Source organism: Bradyrhizobium sp. 191 (assembly GCF_023100985.1).
Lineage (GTDB): Bacteria > Pseudomonadota > Alphaproteobacteria > Rhizobiales > Xanthobacteraceae > Bradyrhizobium > Bradyrhizobium diversitatis.
The window spans coordinates 6,389,701-6,405,929 of record NZ_CP064692.1 but is presented as its reverse complement, the minus strand read 5'-3'; the positions used below and the strand labels follow the sequence as shown (position 1 = coordinate 6,405,929).

19 protein-coding genes are annotated in these 16,229 nt (G+C 64.6%); 2 read left to right on the top strand and 17 right to left on the bottom strand.

Annotation, left to right across the window (positions count from 1 at the left end; genetic code table 11):
• The first annotated feature begins 79 nt into the window (after window positions 1–79).
• Together IVB23_RS30015 and IVB23_RS30010 are read left to right on the top strand one after the other, a co-directional pair.
• Window positions 80–352 carry a hypothetical protein gene (locus tag IVB23_RS30015; RefSeq protein WP_197968876.1) on the top strand — a complete coding sequence of 91 codons (273 nt, stop codon included), beginning with the start codon at window positions 80–82 and terminating at the stop codon, window positions 350–352.
• 329 nt (window positions 353–681) lie between these two features.
• Window positions 682–1,452: a winged helix-turn-helix domain-containing protein gene (locus IVB23_RS30010; RefSeq protein ID WP_035670259.1), complete on the top strand. Its 771-nt coding sequence runs from the start codon at window positions 682–684 to the stop codon at window positions 1,450–1,452.
• 186 nt (window positions 1,453–1,638) lie between these two features.
• Here IVB23_RS30010 and IVB23_RS30005 read toward each other — a convergent pair whose 3' ends face one another.
• From IVB23_RS30005 to IVB23_RS29925, 17 genes are all read right to left on the bottom strand, one after another.
• Entirely contained in the window at window positions 1,639–2,097 is a 459-nt protein-coding gene (locus IVB23_RS30005; protein ID WP_061877116.1) for a hypothetical protein, read from the bottom strand.
• Window positions 2,094–2,606 (bottom strand): flagellar biosynthesis protein FlgN, encoded by a 513-nt coding sequence (locus IVB23_RS30000; RefSeq protein ID WP_247801010.1) that lies wholly within the window; start codon window positions 2,604–2,606, stop codon window positions 2,094–2,096. Before IVB23_RS30000 ends, IVB23_RS30005 begins: the two co-directional genes overlap by 4 nt.
• Before the next feature lie 39 nt (window positions 2,607–2,645).
• Window positions 2,646–3,116 carry a rod-binding protein gene (locus IVB23_RS29995; RefSeq protein WP_247801009.1) on the bottom strand — a complete coding sequence of 157 codons (471 nt, stop codon included), beginning with the start codon at window positions 3,114–3,116 and terminating at the stop codon, window positions 2,646–2,648.
• Window positions 3,113–3,532 (bottom strand): hypothetical protein, encoded by a 420-nt coding sequence (locus tag IVB23_RS29990; protein WP_247801008.1) that lies wholly within the window; start codon window positions 3,530–3,532, stop codon window positions 3,113–3,115. The genes IVB23_RS29995 and IVB23_RS29990 overlap by 4 nt, the downstream gene beginning before the upstream one ends.
• Before the next feature lie 7 nt (window positions 3,533–3,539).
• A complete protein-coding gene (gene fliR, locus IVB23_RS29985; protein WP_247801007.1) occupies window positions 3,540–4,292 on the bottom strand; it encodes a flagellar biosynthesis protein FliR in 753 nt (250 codons plus the stop codon).
• Window positions 4,289–6,370, bottom strand: coding sequence for a flagellar biosynthesis protein FlhA (gene flhA / locus IVB23_RS29980; protein ID WP_061877120.1), 2,082 nt, complete (start codon window positions 6,368–6,370; stop codon window positions 4,289–4,291). The genes fliR and flhA overlap by 4 nt, the downstream gene beginning before the upstream one ends.
• Before the next feature lie 76 nt (window positions 6,371–6,446).
• Complete coding sequence (gene fliQ / locus IVB23_RS29975; RefSeq protein WP_027572776.1) at window positions 6,447–6,713, bottom strand: flagellar biosynthesis protein FliQ; 267 nt, start codon at window positions 6,711–6,713, stop codon at window positions 6,447–6,449.
• Window positions 6,710–7,132, bottom strand: coding sequence for a flagellar hook assembly protein FlgD (gene flgD, locus IVB23_RS29970; protein ID WP_061877121.1), 423 nt, complete (start codon window positions 7,130–7,132; stop codon window positions 6,710–6,712). The genes fliQ and flgD overlap by 4 nt, the downstream gene beginning before the upstream one ends.
• A 15-nt stretch (window positions 7,133–7,147) precedes the next feature.
• On the bottom strand, window positions 7,148–7,558 hold the full coding sequence (gene flbT, locus IVB23_RS29965) for a flagellar biosynthesis repressor FlbT (protein ID WP_061877122.1): 411 nt from the start codon (window positions 7,556–7,558) through the stop codon (window positions 7,148–7,150).
• A complete protein-coding gene (flaF, locus tag IVB23_RS29960) occupies window positions 7,558–7,902 on the bottom strand; it encodes a flagellar biosynthesis regulator FlaF (RefSeq protein ID WP_061877123.1) in 345 nt (114 codons plus the stop codon). Before flaF ends, flbT begins: the two co-directional genes overlap by 1 nt.
• Before the next feature lie 69 nt (window positions 7,903–7,971).
• Window positions 7,972–9,018, bottom strand: a complete 1,047-nt coding sequence (locus IVB23_RS29955; RefSeq protein WP_061877124.1) for a flagellar hook-associated family protein — start codon at window positions 9,016–9,018, stop codon at window positions 7,972–7,974.
• A gap of 3 nt (window positions 9,019–9,021) precedes the next feature.
• Window positions 9,022–10,497 carry a flagellar hook-associated protein FlgK gene (gene flgK, locus IVB23_RS29950; protein WP_247801006.1) on the bottom strand — a complete coding sequence of 492 codons (1,476 nt, stop codon included), beginning with the start codon at window positions 10,495–10,497 and terminating at the stop codon, window positions 9,022–9,024.
• 34 nt (window positions 10,498–10,531) lie between these two features.
• Window positions 10,532–11,764: a flagellar hook protein FlgE gene (locus IVB23_RS29945; protein WP_131869544.1), complete on the bottom strand. Its 1,233-nt coding sequence runs from the start codon at window positions 11,762–11,764 to the stop codon at window positions 10,532–10,534.
• Between the two features lie 90 nt (window positions 11,765–11,854).
• Window positions 11,855–12,436, bottom strand: coding sequence for a transglycosylase SLT domain-containing protein (locus IVB23_RS29940; protein ID WP_247801005.1), 582 nt, complete (start codon window positions 12,434–12,436; stop codon window positions 11,855–11,857).
• Window positions 12,387–13,739: a flagellar hook-length control protein FliK gene (locus IVB23_RS29935; protein ID WP_247801004.1), complete on the bottom strand. Its 1,353-nt coding sequence runs from the start codon at window positions 13,737–13,739 to the stop codon at window positions 12,387–12,389. The genes IVB23_RS29940 and IVB23_RS29935 overlap by 50 nt, the downstream gene beginning before the upstream one ends.
• A complete protein-coding gene (locus IVB23_RS29930; RefSeq protein WP_247801003.1) occupies window positions 13,736–14,914 on the bottom strand; it encodes a chemotaxis protein in 1,179 nt (392 codons plus the stop codon). Before IVB23_RS29930 ends, IVB23_RS29935 begins: the two co-directional genes overlap by 4 nt.
• A complete protein-coding gene (locus IVB23_RS29925; protein ID WP_061877130.1) occupies window positions 14,911–16,224 on the bottom strand; it encodes a MotB family protein in 1,314 nt (437 codons plus the stop codon). Before IVB23_RS29925 ends, IVB23_RS29930 begins: the two co-directional genes overlap by 4 nt.
• Window positions 16,225–16,229 lie beyond the last annotated feature (5 nt).

Sequence of the window (16,229 nt, the reverse complement as noted above, 5' to 3'; positions counted from 1 at the left end):
AGTGCGACTCGAAAGACACACACTCGCCAAGATTTCACCAAGCTGGAGTCGTGTCGCCACAAGTGAGTCGACTTGTCGCATGTGGAAAGACAAGCGCCAGAGTCAATCCGGGGTTGAAGAGGGCTCGATTTGCAAGACCGTTGCTCTACTCAAAACAGCTGTAATTGCACGGGGATGCGGAACTTTACATCCGCCGCAGTGCAAAACTAGTTTGGAAACCAAATCAACTGATGCGATTGAATACATCAAGAAACAACCGGAAATGAATCAACAGCATCAAGCACGTGTAGCAACCGCTTTGCTGCGCACGCTTGATCGGAAATCGGCAATTGTTACGGTCCTACTCAAGTGATTCTCGCCAGTTGGCGAGGAGATCGACACGGTTCAGCAGTGTTCGGAAGCGATGAGCAACTTGGCGCAACTGATCTAGGTCGTTTCTCAATCCGCTCCGCGAGGTGATCCGCAAGGCACCCGCCGGGCCTCACGCCAGTAAGCGTTCAGTATCGAGTTGATGTAGCAGGCCTGCGTGACGCAGGCACTGAATGCGTAGGGCTGCCCGCGAATATCGAAACCATAACAACGGTTCGCGGGAAGGAATGTCGTCAAACAGCATCGTTGCCGAGCCGGAGCATCACAACAACCATCCGGCCGCAACAAGTGCGAAACAGGGGCGAAAGACTGATGTATATTATCGTTGATGATCGCGAGAGCGTCGCGAACAGCTACGTTGGAGGGCTGGTTCGCGAAGGCGTGTCGTCGATCGGCTTCTCTTCCGGAGAATTCTGGGACTGGCTGCAATCCGCGAGTGAATCGGATTTGGCGGCGGTGGACGCCTTTCTCCTCGGGGATTGCGATGCACGCGGAAGTCTGCCACGGGCAATGCGCAAGCGTTCCTCGGCGCCCATCATCGCCGTGAGCGGCCAGAAGATGCTCAAGAACACGTTGGAGCTGTTCGAATCGGGCGTCGACGATGTCGTGCACGTGCCGGTTCACTTGCGGGAGATCCTCGCCCGAACGGCCGCCATCGCGCGGCGCCGCGTAGGCGAGCTGCCGAGGCCCTGCGAGAGCAGGATTCAGGTCTTCTTCAACGGCCGTGACCCCGAGATCGCGGGCCACGCCCTCACCCTGCCCCGCCGCGAACTGCGCATTCTCGAATATATGGTCGCCAACCACGGCAAGTGGATCACCAAGACGCAGATCTTCAACGCGGTCTACGGCATCTTCGAGTCCACCTTCGACGAGAGCGTGATCGAGAGTCACGTCAGCAAGCTGCGCAAGAAGCTCCGCGACCGCCTTGGCTTCGACGCGATCGTGGCCCGACGCTACGTCGGATACCGCCTCAATATCCCGGCCGGCGAGACCCTCGACGAGCCGGTGCAGGAACTCGACGAGGTCGGGATCCTCCTGAACAGAGCCCATGCCGCCCCGGCGGCCTATCCGGCCGGAAACTGACACGGCAGGAGGCTGCCGCCAAACCTGCAACGGCCTCTGCGAGCAACTTCGCAGAGGCCGTTGTACTTTCAGCGGCAGAGACGGTAGGACATATGCGTGCATTCGCGGCGCGACTGTCGTGGCGCCGGCGTCAGCTGGCCATTTGGGGCACAATCCTCCCGGAAACGCCGTTCCGGATGGCTTGCTCTACGGCTTCTGCTGGAATTCTTCCCTGGACACGTAGTTGAAATCCTCGACCAGGACGTCCTGGACCACTTCAGCCTGCATCCGTTCGTTGACGCGCTGCTTGATGGCCGTGGTCAGGATGGACAGGTCGTAACGGGCGAGCTTCCTGAAGTCGAGGCGCTCGTCGGCATAGATCCTACGGAAGGCCTCGTCGACGACGAACGGCTCCGGCGGAACGTTCAGCTGGCGCATGGTCCGCCCCTCGACGGTGTAGACGAAGCGCGCGACGATGTAGCCCTGCACATTGCCGTTCTCGACCATGGGCACGCTCAGTGCCCGCGTCTTCTGATATTGCAGCCCGTCGAGATATTCGTCCTTCGCCGGCAGCAGGCTGCCGTTCTCCTTCCAATAGGCGACGGCATAGCTCGTGCCCGCGGTCAGGATGCATACCCAGAGCCCGGCCAGCACCAGTCTGATCATTTTCCGTCCTGCGCTGCGCGACCGGTATAGGTGCCGTCCGACTCGGCCTCCTTGATCGCCTTGACGATGATGCTCGCGACCTCACGCACCGCATCGTAGTGCATTTCCAGAATGGAACGATTCCGCTCGAGCTTCTCGCGCAGCCGCTGAATCTCCTCGGTGATCTCGACTTCGCCGCCGAGGTGCATCCGCGCCCGCATCAGGCGGACGAATTCGAGCATGCTCCGGCTCTTCCGCGCGCTGAAATCGTCGAAATCGATCTTCCGACCCGTCTCGAGCGCGGCCGTCTCCTCCTCGACGATACTCGCGAGCCGGCGGATTGCGGCCAGCAGGCCGCGCACCTCGTCCGATCTCACCGTATCCGCGGCCTCGACCACCGCCTCGCCGCCCACGATCGGCAGCAGGACGGGCAGCAGCGCATCGCTTGCTGCTGCTTCCGTCGTCATCATTTCGCTGTCCGCGACCGCCTGGTCCATCGCCATGGCCGCCGCACCTTCTTGTGCCTGCATCGGAAATTCACCCCTCAACTTCTGTCACCCGTTCGCAGATCATGATCCAGCCTTCCCCGCCGCGTCCGGTCCGGCCGGATGTGCGGCGGCGAGCTGCCTGGCAATGCCAATGCCCTTGCCCTTTGCCAGCTGGTTGCCAAGCTGCTCTGCAAGCATCGACTTCCAGACGCCGCCAGCCGTGCCCTTGCCAAACACCTCCTCCGACTCCTTCGGCAACATCGTTTCGACGAAGGTCTGGAGGATGAACGCTTCGAACTTGCGATAAACATCGCCGGATCCCGGCGCCTTGATCACCTGCACCGGCGGACCGTTCACTGCACCCGGCTGCGATTCCGCAACCTTCGCGGATTGATCGGCGGCAGCCTTGCCGATCTCCGCGTCCATCGTGGCGGCGAAATCGGCATCGGCGGATTTCAACGTGTCGAGCTTCGCGGTCGCCGCGCGCTGCGTCACGGGATCGGCGGCTTCGAGGACATCGAGAACGAGGTCGGGTGTCGCGGTCACGATCATATCTTGTCCCGGTTGGCTGGCCGTGGCATCCAGGCGCGCACGGCAGGGCTTATTCCCGTCATCTCCTCGAGCGCACGCTTCTCCGCGTCACGGAGCTTGTCGGCGAGCGCGGCCTTCGCGACCTCCTCGAGCTGCTTCACGCGGCGGCTTTCCGCGCGGACATGGTCGAGCTGCTGCGCGGCCTGCACCTGCACCGCGCGTGCGCCGACGCTCGTCCTGTTCAGGCGCCGCGCGATCGATTCGCTCGACGATCCCGCGGGCGGCCTGCCGTCGTTCAGGGCTCCGACCAGCCATTCCTGCTCGTCCTGCAGGCTGCGCTCCCGCTGCCGCAGTTGCGCGAGCTGCCATTCGGACAGCCGAAGCTGGAGCTTCACCAAGGAGACCAACCGGCCGAGCTTGTCCGAGCGCGACGTCATGACCGGATCACTCCGCCAGCCGGGACGAGACGCCGAGCATGAATTGCGTCAGCAGTTCGTCGCTGGTGAGGTAGAGCAGCAGGAAGCCGCCGAACAGCACGAACGGCACGGAGATGAAATAGACCGGGATCGCCGGCGTCAGCTTGTTGATCAGGCCGACCGCCAGGTTGACGATCACCGAATAGACGATGAAGGGACTGGTGATCCGCAGCGTCAGCACGAACGCTTCCGAGAGACGGCCGACGAGCAGCTCGAGCGCCATGCTGCCACCAATCTTGCTGCCGGGCTGCCAGACGTCGTACGAGTTCATCAGCCCGCGCAGTACCTGCCAGTGCTGGTCGGTCATGAAGAACAGCGTGGTGACGGCCGCCATGATCAGCGGCACCAGGGCCGGCGCCGGATCGGTGTCGGCGATCGGCGTGCCCGGGATGTTGCTGAGCCCGATCGCACTGGCCATCATGGTCGCCATGGTCTGGAGCGCGAGGAAGAACACGCGCCCGCCGAGCCCGATGACGCTGCCGACCACGAGCTCCGAACAGATCAGGAGCGCCAGCGTCAGCGGTGCCGCGTTGTCCGTGAGCGGCTTCAGGACCGCGATCAGGATCGGTGTCAGCGCAAACGTCGTGACCAGCGCGACGAACAAGCGCACCTGGGGCGGAACGTTGACGCTGGAATAGCCGGGCACCAGCATCAGGCAGGCGCCGATGCGGCAGAACACGATGAACGTCACCAGTACGCTGTCGGCGAGGCCGCTGATCACGATACGGCTCCGAGCGCCCTGATCTCGGCACTGCGCGCGACTTCGACATGCGACAGGATCGGCAGGGTCGGGAACACCCGCTCCAGGATCATCCGGACATAGGGACGGGCTTCAGGGGTCACCGCCAGCACCACGCTGGTGCCGTTCTCGGTGAACTTGCGGATCGCGGCGCTGGCTTCGGTCGCGAACTGCTCGATCAGGCGCGGGTCGGCGTCGAACTCGACGACGTCGCCCTTGGCATCGCGCTTCAGGCTCTGGTGGAACGCCAGGTCCCAGCGGTTGCCGAGACGGACCACGTTGAGCACGCCATTGTCGGAGAGGTCGCCGCAGATCTGCTGGGCAAGCCGCGTCCGCACGTGCTCTGCGACCTGCTCGGAGCGCCGCACATGGGGCGCGATCTCCGCGATCGCCTCGAGGATCAGGTGAAGATTGCGAATGGAGACTCGCTCGGCCAGCAGGATCTTGAGGATCGTCAGCAGGCCCGAATAGGAGATCTGCGAGGGGCAGAGATCCTCGACAAGGCGCTTGTATTCGGGATCGAGCCGGTCGAGCAGCCCGCGCATGTCCTTGTAGGACAGGAGCTGGGCGAGGTTCGCCCTGATCACTTCGCTCAAATGGGTGAGCAGCACCGACAGATTGTCGACCGGCTTGCAGCCCTGCCGCTTGACCTCGTCGGTGAAGGCTTCCGTCACCCACAGCGCCTTCATGCCGAAGGCAGGCTCGATCACCTCGTCACCCGGCACGTCGGGCTTGCCGTCCTTGTCGACCAGCACCAGCACCTCGCCGAGCCTGAGCTCGCCATGGGCAACGCGCGTGTCGTGGATCCGGATCTGGTAGCTCTTGGGATCGATCGACAGATTGTCGGTGAGCTTGATCTCGGGAATGACGAAGCCGTACTGCTTGGCAAACTTCTTGCGGATCTTGGCCACGCGGTGGGCAAGCTCGGTGCGCGAGCCCAAGAGATGGACCGAAAGGTGGCCGCCGAGCGCCAGCTCGATCTCGGCGGTCTTGAGCTGCTCCTTCACCGATTCCTTGGCCTCGGCCTGGGCGCGCTCGTCGGCCTTGGATGCCGCCTCCTTGCGCTCCCGCGCCGCCTGCCGCCTCGGCAGCGAATAGCCGACGAAGGCCATGACACCCCCAAGCAGCACGAACGGCGCCATCGGCAGTCCCGGCATCAGGGCGAGCACGAACATCATCAGCGCGGCAGCCGACACCGCGCGCGGATAGCCGCCGAGCTGCCGCAGCACCGCCTGCTCCGCCGAGCCTCTGGTGCCACCCTTGGAGACCAGGAGGCCCGCGGACAGCGAAACGATCAGCGCCGGCATCTGCGATACCAGACCGTCGCCGACGGAAAGCTTGGTGTAGACGTCGGCGGCGCGGGAGAGAGTCAATCCGTGATGGGTGACGCCGATGACGATGCCGCCAAAGATGTTGATCGCAGTAATGATGAGGCCGGCGATGGCGTCGCCGCGGACGAACTTCGAGGCGCCGTCCATGGCGCCGAAGAACGCGCTCTCCTCTTCGAGCTCGCGCCGACGGCGCTGGGCTTCCTTGTCGTCGATCAGGCCGGCGGACAGATCCGCGTCGATCGCCATCTGCTTGCCGGGAATGGCGTCCAGGGTGAAACGGGCGCCGACCTCGGCGATACGCGTCGCACCCTTGGTGATCACGACGAAATTCACCGTGACAAGGATCGCGAAAATGATCAGGCCGATGACGAAGTCGCCACCCATGACGAACTTCGAGAAGCCGGCAACGACATGACCTGCGGCCTGTTCGCCCTCCCCGCCCCGCGACAGGATCAGACGCGTCGTCGCGATGTTCAGCGCCAGGCGCAGGATCGTCGCGATCAGCAGCACGGTGGGGAAGGCCGAGAAGTCGAGCGGTCGCTGAATCCATAGCGCGACCATCAAAATCAGCGCCGACAGCGCGATCGAGAATGCGAGGCCGAGATCGATCAGGATCGGAGGAATCGGCAGGAACAGGATCGTGAGCATGGCCACGATGCCGGCCGCGAAGAAGGCGTCCGCTCCGAGGCGGCGCGGGCTGGGCAGGCTGGCAGCTAACGTATCGGCCATGGGTCACCGGCAGAAGGGTCCGGTTCGCAATCTGCCGCGCAAAGCTTACGCGAGGGTGGTGCCGGGGCTGTCCGGATCAGAAGCCGTGCTCGATCCGCGAATAGACCATCTCAGTGAAGGTCGACAGATGCGCGCCGATGAAGGAGCCCGAGACGGCAACGACGAGGAGAATGACGATGATCTTCGGAACGAAGGTCAGCGTCACCTCCTGGATCTGGGTCAGGGCCTGGATCAACGCGATGACGGTGCCGACCAGCATCGCGGCGCCGACCGCGGGACCGGAGGCGACGATGATGGTCCAGATCGCGGCCTGGACGATATCGAGAGCGTCCCGCTCGTTCATGACTGGCTGATCGTGAGTCCGGGCCCGACGGCGACCTTCGTGCCGTCCGCGAGCGTCGCGATGGAGCCGTCGCTGTTGATGGAGACCGAAACGACCTTGCCGCTGAAGCTGGCACCGGTCGAATCGGTGAAGCTGACCGTCTTCCCGATCAGCCCGTTGGCCTGCGACAGGGACTGCGAGGACAGCAGCGCGTCCAGCTTCGAATTCGTCTGCATCGCCTGCTCGACCGTCGAGAGCTGGGCGAACTGGCTCATATATTGCGAGGTATCCATCGGATTGGTCGGATCCTGATTCTTCATCTCGGCGATGAGGAGCTGAAGAAACGTGTTGTAGTCCACGCTGTTGCTCGACGTCGGCGAGTTCGTGCTGTTCGAACTGGAGCCATTTCCGGTCGTGTCGGTTGCGCTGGTGACGTTCATCTGGCCTCTCCGCTGTCAGGCAGCCTCGAATGGGGAAACGGTGGCGGCGCCGGCCAGGATGGCCTGCTCCACCGGGAACAGGGCTCGAATCCGCTTGAGCGCTTCGAAGTAGCGGGTCGCGCTTACCAGCTCGTCGACGACACCAAGTCCGTCAAGCATCTCGCGGCTCTCGCACACGGCGCACAGGGCCGCGTGATGTTGCGCGTAGAGCGCCGCGGCATCGCGGACGTCGGTCGGATTCATCAGCATGAGCTGGACGATGAAATAGAGCTGCCGCAGCGCCGTGGTGGCGTCGGAAGCCTGCATGATCTGGCCTTCGAGCAGGAACATCACGTCGTTGACGAGCTCGACGGAGACCTTGCGGTCCACGCGAAGCACCGCGCCGTTGATGTAGATCCGCTCGCCCGCCCGCAAGGAGATCTTCATTAGAGCGCGTCTCTGATCAGGCGGTTGATCTCGATGAGCTGCACCACGTCGTTCGACCTCTGCTCGCGGAGACGGTCGGCTTCCTTGACGACCCATAGGCCGATCGAGATGATGTCGGCGCGCAGCTTGTCCGGCAGCCCGTTTTCCGGGTGCGCGAGATCTTCGATGAAGATCGTCCACAGCCGCCGCACATAGAGCAGGCTCTCGACCAGGTCCTCGATACTGAAGCGATCCTTCTGGATCCGCTCGAGCCGGTCGATTCCGAGAGTGAGCGCCTGTCGTTCGCGGCTTCGCGCCTCATAGCCACTTTCGTCAACGACCGCTTCATAGGCTTCAAACGTCATCAGGACCACTCTTCGCAGGAGACCGAACAACTCGACAAGGGTTACGAGGCTTCCAGGGGCAGCCTTGGCTCAGAGATAATTGATGAGGCTGATCTTCTGGAGCTGCGAGGTGAGCGCCAGGGCGGTCTGGATCTGGGTCTGCAGGGTGTTGACACGGACCGAGGCTTCGGTCGGGTCGACCTTCTCCATACCGACGATCTGATTGTTCAGAATGTCCTGCTGCGTCTTGAGCTTGGCGGTTGCGGTGGTGACCCGCTGCTGGACCGTGCCGACGCTGCCGCCGAGCACAGCGAGGTCGTTGATGGCGTTGCCGACAAGGCCGATGGCCTTGTCCACGACGACCTGGAACGTCTCCTGACTCAGGTTCACATTCCCGAGATCGGCCATCATGGTGTAGGCCTCCGCGAGCTTGCGGAAGCCGGCCTCGTTGGCGCTGACGGACGTATCGGCGATCTCGGTCGTCGAGATGCGGCTTTGCATGGTCTGGTCCGTCGCCGATGACCAGTTGGTATTCCAGGCCGGGCTCGCGAACTCGGCATCGAACGTGGTGTCGAGGAAGGTCTGCATCTGGGCCGGGGTAATGGTGGCCACGGCGGCCGAGGATTGCGGGAAGCCGAACGCCGCGAGAAAATCCGCATCGACCTGGTTCTTGCTGGCCGAGCCCGCGGCGTACGGCGTGATCGGCGCGTTCTGCGTGTTGATGCCCGAGAACAGCGACGAGCCGTTATAGGAGACATTCAACGCGCCGATCAGGTCCTGGAGATTGGAGGCTGCAGGCGGCAGGATGACCCGCCCGCCGCCGTCGGTGCTGCGGGCCGCGATCAGATCCTTGAGGAAGTCGGTCGCGGTCTTGTTGAGCTGGGTGATGCGGTTCTGCGTCACGTCCAGGCGTCCCGCGACGAGCCCGTTGGTGTCGACGAGCTGATCGGCAAAGCTCCAGTCCGCCCGCAGCGTGAGGTCGCTTCCCGCCGTGGCGCCGAGTTCGAGGCCGACGTCGTAGAAGCGGCCGGTGGTTGCCTCCGTCGATGCCTTGCTCAGCGCAGCCTGGTTATTCGTGATCGAAGACCTCAAGGACGAGGACAGCATCAAGGTCGAGACGTAGTTCGCGCTCATCATGGCTTAGTTCCCCACGGCAGCCAGCAGGCTCTGCAGCATTTCATCGACGGTCGAAATGATCTTTGACGAGGCCGAGTAGGTTCGCTCGACCTGGAGCATCAACGCCATCTCGTCGTCCATGTTGACGCCGTTGACGTTCGACAACGCCGTGATGCTGCGGTTGAGCAGCGTGTTCTGGTACTCGGAGTTGTCGTTGGCGGTCTTGCGCTGGTTCTCGATCCAGCTCGTCGACGACGATGCGAAGTCGATCAGGTTGCCGCTCGGCTTGCCTTGCGTTGTTGGATCGAACGGTTGCGACGCATCCATGCCGTCGATGAGCTGCTGCAGCCGGGTCGAGTAGCCGCCGTTGCCCGCGGTGTTGTATTGGTAGGCGGGGTTTCCGCTGATCGCGCCGTCGCGCAGCAGGTTCGGGTTGCCGCCCAGGGCCGGATCGACCGATGCGGCGACCGAGATCGTGCCGGCGAGGCCCACCGAGACGGTGGCGCTCGCGGGCATGGCCGGCGCGCCGGGATAGGTGAACAGACCGGGGACGTCGGGCAGCGCCGCGGCGGTCTGATCGATTTCCCTGAAAGTGTTGATCAGGCCGCGCGCGATTTCGTCGAGCTGGCTCTGATAAGTGACGGCGTCCTGGTCACGCAGCTGGGCGAGACCCGCGAGCTTGCCCGACTTCAGCGGCATCACCGAATTGGCCCCGGTCACGGGGACGCCGTCGATGTAGACCGCATTGCCCGTGGTGCCGGCGGTGTAGGCATTCGTCGGCGCAAAGCTCACGGTCCGCGCCGTCTTGTCAAACAGCACGACGCCGCTGTCGGCGTAGAGCGCAGCGTCGCCGTTGGGACGGATCGACATCGTGACGCCGACCTCCTGCGACAGCTGCGAGACGATGTTGTCGCGCTGGTCGAGGTAATCGGTGATGTCGTCGCCGGAGATCGTGCCCTTCACGATCGCGGTATTCACCGTCTCGAACTGGGAGAGCAGCTGGTTGATGTTCTGGACCGACGTCCTCATGTCGGCATCGGCGCCCTCGCGGACCGACTGCACGGTCCGGGTCGCCTGGTTCAGCGCGGTGGCCATGTCCTTGGCGGACGCGACCGCCGCCTGCGCCAGCGTGGTGTTGTCCGGGGCGTTGGCATATTTCTGCAGCGCCTGCTTCAGCGCATTGAGCTGCGCCGTCGGCGATTGATCCAGCTCGGGATCATCCACGGTCGATGCCGCAATCTTCTGGAGACCGTCATAGATCACGCTTTGCTTGGCGGACGCCGAGGTCGCGGTCAGGACGTTGGTGAACAGGCCGCCGCTCGCGGCGCGCTGGATCGCCGCGACGTAGACGCCGGCACCTGGCAGATTGTCCAGCACGGCGATCTTGCGCGAATAGCCGGGAGCGCTGGCGCCGGCGATGTTGCGCGAGATCGTCGAGGACTGAATGCCCGACGCCATGAGCGAAGCGCGAGCGGAGTGGAGAGCGGAGGTCAGGGACATGGGTTGCTCTTGCCCGGAATAGGCGCTGAAGAATTCAGCGCTTCAAGTTGACGACGACGTCGAGCAGGTCGGCACCGGTCTGGAACGATTTCGAGTTCGCAGTGAAGCCGCGCTGGGCCTCGATCATCCCGGTGAGTTCGTCCGCGAGGTCGACGTTGGAGGCTTCCAGGGCGCCGGACTGGATCGTGCCGAGCCCGCCGGTGCCGGCATTTCCCGCCTGCGCGTTGCCGGAATCCAGGTTGGTCGAATAGACGTTGCCCGGCTCGGGCGTCAGATTGTCGGGACTCGCGACGTCGGCAAGCATGATCGTGTAGAGCGTCAGCTGCTGCCCGTTCTTGAGAATCGCCGTCACGTGGCCTGCATCGTCGACGTCGACCTTGTCGATGGCCGAGGGAACGCTGCCATTGACGGTCGCCTTGAAGCTGAAGTCGGTTCCGACCTGCGTCATGTTCGACAGGTCCATGGTCAGCGCCGCACCGCCGGGGACGGTCACGGTGAGACCGGTCGGGCTCGCCGCGTCCAGCGCGCCCCTGCCGGCCGCCGTGGTGTCGAAGGTGAACGTGGTGGCGGCGCCGAGCGAGGTGCCCGTCGCGGAGTCATAGACCTGAATCTGCCAGGTATCCGAGCCGGCAGCCGTCGCCGTGTGGGACATATAGACGTCGAGCGTAACGGCCTGGCCGATATTGTTGTAGGCCACGATCGAGCTCTTCGATGAGTATGACGCCGGGCCGGGCGGACCGGCGATAACAGCCGCCTTCGGATCCAGATTTCCGGTCGTGAGCGTTGCCGCCGTCGACGGCACAGGCACCTGCGGAACCTGGGCAACGTTGACGATCTGCATGCCGGACAGGCTGTTCTGCGAGAAGTTGGTCACGAGACCGGGCTGCCCTAGAAGATAGTAGCCGGCCGCGTTGACCAGATTGCCCTGGGCGTCCGGCACGAACGAGCCGGCGCGCGTCAGATATTGCTGCGTGTTGTTGGCGTTCGAGACCACGAAGAAGCCGTTGCCCTGGACGGCGAGGTCCGTGGTCGACGTGGTGAACTGCGTGTGTCCCGCGTCGCTGATGGCGTAGCGGACCGTGGTCTCGACGGCGCCGGAATCGTAATTGCCGGAGCCGCTCTTCAGGATCAGCGAGGAGAACTCCGTGGAAGCCCGCTTGTAGCCGGTCGTGTTGACGTTGGCGATGTTGTCCGAGACCGTCGACAGCTTGTTGGACTGCGCAGACATACCGGAAACGCCGGTGCGCATAACACCATACAGGCTCATGAATTGGGCTCCTTTGGTAGGTTGCAGCTACAATGGGGGGTCTTGCTTGCGCGGGGCTGATGATTGGAAGCGATGCACAACTTCATGTTGTCATGTCGTTTTCGGTTGGCAGAACGAGCGCGCCTTGTCGGTCCACGCGCCGAACCCGCTCGAGACGAGATGAGCGACGATGTGACAGACGTAGCGCTTCTGCGCCGGCTGGTTGTTGGGACCGGCATTGTAGCGCGCGACCGCCATGGTCCAGCTGCCTTCGCGCTGCTTCAGCTCCTTGAGGAAGCGCGCGGCGTAGTCGACGTTCCTGGTGGGATCGAACATCGCCCGTACCGAAGCGAACTTCTCGCCGTGGTAATAATGGTTGATCTGCATGCAACCGAGGTCGATGAGCTTGATCCCCTTGCTGCGCATCGTCTCGAAATTCGCGATTGCGTCATCCATGTCCTTGGCGAACACGGTCTGGCCGTCGGCGCCGAGGGCGTAAGGATGCAGCGCGCCGCGCCGACCGGTCTCGGTGAGGCCGACGGCGTAGAGAATGCCGAGCGGAATCCCGTGCTGCCGAGCCGCGCGCGCCATCTCGCGTTCGCAGGGGCGCGCAATGTCGGCGGCCGCCTGGCCAGCGCTCGCACTAGAGATAAACAGGGCCGCGACGATGATGCGGCGCCACGTCCTGATCATGACGCGTCTCCTGGTTGAACTGGCGCTCCTGCCGGGCCTGCTTCGCACCGCCGTCGGATTGTCCCGACGACGTGCCGGCGCCGCCGAACGTGCCTTGCGACTGCGACGAGGGCTGGTGCTGGCCCGAGAGCTGGGACTGCGATTGGCCGGAGCCGCTCTGGAATCCGTCCAGCGAGCCGTGCTGGACCGGCGCGACGTCGGCGACGTAGCCCGCCGACTGCATGAGATCGCGGATCTGGTCGCGCCGCTGGTCGAGCATCTGGCTCGTGTCCTTGCGCTCGGCCGCAAGCTGGACGGACACTTCGGTGCCGACGAGACGCAGGCGCACGGTGACGTTGCCGAGTGCCGGCGGTTCGAGATTGACGGTCAGGATCTTGAGCGGCTGATCCGGCGCATTGGTCTGGGAAGCCGCAAGGTCCGGCGCCGCCGACGCCGCCGGTGCCGAGGACTCCTTGAGCTCGGCGACGACTGCATTGGCGACCTGTTGCGGGGCGTTGAACTGCGCCGGCGGCAGATGGGTCTCCTGCTGGACCACGGTGACCTTGGTCGTCTCGGGCAGCGCGGCGCGCGCCGAGGCCTTGGCGGCGCGCTCGACATTAGCCGTGACCGCCTCGAAGCCCGCTGATGCGGGCATTGCGCTCGAAGCCTCGATGCCTTGCGTCGGTGCCGATTGAGCCGCGCCCATCGCTTGCGAAGCCGCAGCCTGCGAGCGCGCGGTGGTAGGAGCGACACCGGACGGGGCGGTGTCGACCGTCGCCACCTTCGCCGCGCCCGTGCCGGAAGCCTCGCGCTTCGTCGTGGAGGACCGCTCGTCGCGGGCGGGTCCGTCCTTGTCGGCGGACAGCAATTGCAGCTGCGTCTTCACGGCAGGCGCGGCAACGATCTCCTGCCCGACCACCACGGCAATGCCCGATTGACCCTGGACGTCCGCCCCGGCGGCTTGATCCACCGGCCGTAGTTTCTCCGACGACCTGTCGGCCTTGTTGTCGGAGGACTCCTCTATGGCCTCTGGTCCCTCGGACGCCGCGATGCGTTCGCGCACCGTCGCGTCCTTCGGCTTCTCCTGCTCGTTGGAATGGGCCAGACGCGTGCGCAGCGTTCCGGTCTTTGCGGTCGTGTCGCCGGCACCATCGCTCAGTGCCTGCTTCGCGAGATTCGAGACGGTGTGGAGCAGATCGTTGAACGACGAGTTTGCCTGCGGTCTGGTTCCGGCGCTCTTTGCGGATCGTGACGTCCCGCGCACGTTGAGGCTCTCGGCGAGACCCGAGAAGAGCTGTCCGGAGGTTCCACTGAGCTTGGTCATGGACGGCGGTCCCTGGTAAGGAGTTCGAGCTCGCCGAGCTGCTTCTGCGCGCGCGCGAGCGTCACGGTCGATGAGGACAGATCGAGCCGCGCCGGCGTTGCCGGAGGCTTGTCGGCAGCCGCAACGGATCCGCCCGCGAACGGCTTGCGGACGTCGAGCGCGAGCTGCACCGTGGCATTCAAAAGGGGGACGTCGCGCTCGGGCAGCTTCGACCGGTCGAGTGCCTTCAGCTCGGCGAGACCGCCGTCATATTCGTCGGTGAGCACCCGCGAGGCGCCGCGGAAGAAATGGGCGCGCTCGCGATCCGCCGAGGCGTCGGCGCTGAGCGCCAGCGCCCGTTCGCCGGCAAGCCGGGTCACGGCCAGCCGTCCGCGCACCATCGCGGCGCGCGCGATCACGAGGTACAGCTTGAGGCGGCTCGCACGATCAATCTGCTCCAACAGGGCTGTGATCCGTGCAAAACGGCGCTCGTCGAGCGCCAGGCTCGACTGCGTCAGCCCCGCGGAGAATCGCTGCCAGAAGTCGCCGGCATAGATCGAGTTGCGGTAATGGCGGATGTAGGCCAGCGTCAGGAACTCGAACTTCTCGAAATCCTCCGCCTGACCCACCAGCAGGATCTCGCGCCGCAGCGCCGCCTCCTCGACGAGCGTGCCGGGCAACAGCAGGCGCGCATCGTCCAGACGCTCGATCGCGAGCGATGCCTCGGCGCGCGCGAACAGCGCGCCCTGGACCAGCGCGACCTGTCCGCCAAGGCCCGAGGGAATCGTCCGCGGCTTGACGTCCTTGAGCAACTCCCGCGCGTCGTCCTGACGACCCTCGACATAGGCGAGCGCACCATTGAACAGCCGCTCGTCGACGGTCATCCTGTCGCGCGGCAACTTGCGGACGACCTGCGGCGCACCGCCGCTGAGCAGGTAGATAACCACGGCCTGGCTGTTCTGCGGATTGCTCCACACGGCGGGATCGGCCGCGAGAAACTTCTCGCCGATCTGCCGGATCAGCGCGATGTGGCTGCTGTGCGCGGCGGTGTCGCCATTGGCGATGCCGTCCTGCACCGCCTGTAGCGCACGAACGAGCTCATAGGGCTCGCCGGACTGGGGCGCAGGCTGGGCAAATACGCTCGCCGCCGTGAACGGCAGCAGCAGCAAGGCGGCGCGGCGCAGCAGCCTGATCAAGGGCGTTTCTCCCGGATCAGGATCTCGATCCGGCGGTTCTGTGCGGCCGCCGGATCGTTCGGAAGCTTCGGCCGCCGGTCGGCGTAGCCTTCGATATGCTCGATCCGCCGCGCATCGACGCCGGAGCGAACCAGCATGTAGTAGGCCATTTGCGCACGAGCAGTCGACAGCCGCCAGTTGTCGTAGGTTTCCGAACGGTATGGCCGATTGTCGGTATGGCCGCGCACGATGATCGTGCCCTGGCGTTTCGTCAGCAGCGGCCCGATCTTGTCGATCACGCGGATCAGCTCGGGCCGCGGCTCGGCCGAGCCGACCGCGAACATGCCGAAGCTCGCATCGTCGGTCAGGCTGACCAGGAGACCTTCCTCGACCTGACGCACCTCGGCCGCCGGCCCCGCCCCCGTCTTGATGTCCGACAGCGCGTCCGCGATCGCGGACTGAAGCTGCTTGAGGGTCGGCTGCTGCGTTTGCGCCGCATCGCGCGGTTCGGACTCCTTTGCCGTGTCGTTGGGACGCGCCTGGAGGCCGGCATTGGCTTGAGCGCCAGGCTGGGCGCTCCCCTCGCGCGAGGATTGCGTGGGTGCGGGGCCCGGCGGCAGCAGGGGCGACAGGCTTGCGGACGGACTGTCCGCGTTCGGAGCCACGCTTCCGCCGGCCTCTTCCGCCTTGGCCCGGCGCGCCTGCGACTCGCCCGGGTTTGGTCCGGCTGCACCGTCGCGCGCGGAGGCATTCGGCTTGGGCTCACTCTCGATGAAACGATCTGCGTCCTTGGACGCCTGCGGCGCCAGCTTCCAATAGCCGGGATCGAAAGGATCGCGGTAGGCGTCGCCGCCCTTGAGGCCGTCCTCTTCGACGGACGTCAGAGCGCCGGCACGTCGCTGCCCCGTGGACTGGTTCGCGCTGTTGGCGATCTCCGCGAGCGTCGCATAGGGGTCGCGGAACAGGACCTTCTCCTCGTAGGAGGCCGGCTTCTCGGCCGTCGGAGAGTCACCGCGACGTTCTTCGTTCGGTCCGGCCGGCTGCCGCTTGCCGTCCTGGCCTTCGAGCGAGGACGGCTCCTTCTTGGAGAGATCCTTGAGACCCTTTGGAGCAGGTGCGTTCTCCGCGAGCTTGATCGGGTTGAAGTAACTCGCGACCACCTGCTTCTGGTCCTGGTTGAGCGCATTGAGCAGCCACATGACCAGGAAGAACGCCATCATCGCGGTCATGAAGTCCGCATAGGCGATCTTCCAGACGCCGCCGTGATGCGCCTCCTCGGCGAAGGCGCTGCGCCGGCGGACGATCACGATCTCATGCTTGACCTCTTCCATGGCGG

Excerpts from the sequence above, each read along its gene's own strand:
- IVB23_RS30015 (WP_197968876.1), top strand. The coding sequence starts at position 80 with ATGTGGAAAGACAAGCGCCAGAGTCAATCCGGGGTTGAAGAGGGCTCG.
- IVB23_RS30010 (WP_035670259.1), top strand. The coding sequence starts at position 682 with ATGTATATTATCGTTGATGATCGCGAGAGCGTCGCGAACAGCTACGTT.
- IVB23_RS30005 (WP_061877116.1), bottom strand. The coding sequence starts at position 2,097 with ATGATCAGACTGGTGCTGGCCGGGCTCTGGGTATGCATCCTGACCGCG.
- IVB23_RS30000 (WP_247801010.1), bottom strand. The coding sequence starts at position 2,606 with ATGCAGGCACAAGAAGGTGCGGCGGCCATGGCGATGGACCAGGCGGTC.
- IVB23_RS29995 (WP_247801009.1), bottom strand. The coding sequence starts at position 3,116 with ATGATCGTGACCGCGACACCCGACCTCGTTCTCGATGTCCTCGAAGCC.
- IVB23_RS29990 (WP_247801008.1), bottom strand. The coding sequence starts at position 3,532 with ATGACGTCGCGCTCGGACAAGCTCGGCCGGTTGGTCTCCTTGGTGAAG.
- flhA (WP_061877120.1), bottom strand. The coding sequence starts at position 6,370 with ATGGCCGATACGTTAGCTGCCAGCCTGCCCAGCCCGCGCCGCCTCGGA.
- fliQ (WP_027572776.1), bottom strand. The coding sequence starts at position 6,713 with ATGAACGAGCGGGACGCTCTCGATATCGTCCAGGCCGCGATCTGGACC.
- flgD (WP_061877121.1), bottom strand. The coding sequence starts at position 7,132 with ATGAACGTCACCAGCGCAACCGACACGACCGGAAATGGCTCCAGTTCG.
- flbT (WP_061877122.1), bottom strand. The coding sequence starts at position 7,558 with ATGAAGATCTCCTTGCGGGCGGGCGAGCGGATCTACATCAACGGCGCG.
- flaF (WP_061877123.1), bottom strand. The coding sequence starts at position 7,902 with ATGACGTTTGAAGCCTATGAAGCGGTCGTTGACGAAAGTGGCTATGAG.
- IVB23_RS29955 (WP_061877124.1), bottom strand. The coding sequence starts at position 9,018 with ATGATGAGCGCGAACTACGTCTCGACCTTGATGCTGTCCTCGTCCTTG.
- flgK (WP_247801006.1), bottom strand. The coding sequence starts at position 10,497 with ATGTCCCTGACCTCCGCTCTCCACTCCGCTCGCGCTTCGCTCATGGCG.
- IVB23_RS29945 (WP_131869544.1), bottom strand. The coding sequence starts at position 11,764 with ATGAGCCTGTATGGTGTTATGCGCACCGGCGTTTCCGGTATGTCTGCG.
- IVB23_RS29940 (WP_247801005.1), bottom strand. The coding sequence starts at position 12,436 with ATGATCAGGACGTGGCGCCGCATCATCGTCGCGGCCCTGTTTATCTCT.
- IVB23_RS29935 (WP_247801004.1), bottom strand. The coding sequence starts at position 13,739 with ATGACCAAGCTCAGTGGAACCTCCGGACAGCTCTTCTCGGGTCTCGCC.
- IVB23_RS29925 (WP_061877130.1), bottom strand. The coding sequence starts at position 16,224 with ATGGAAGAGGTCAAGCATGAGATCGTGATCGTCCGCCGGCGCAGCGCC.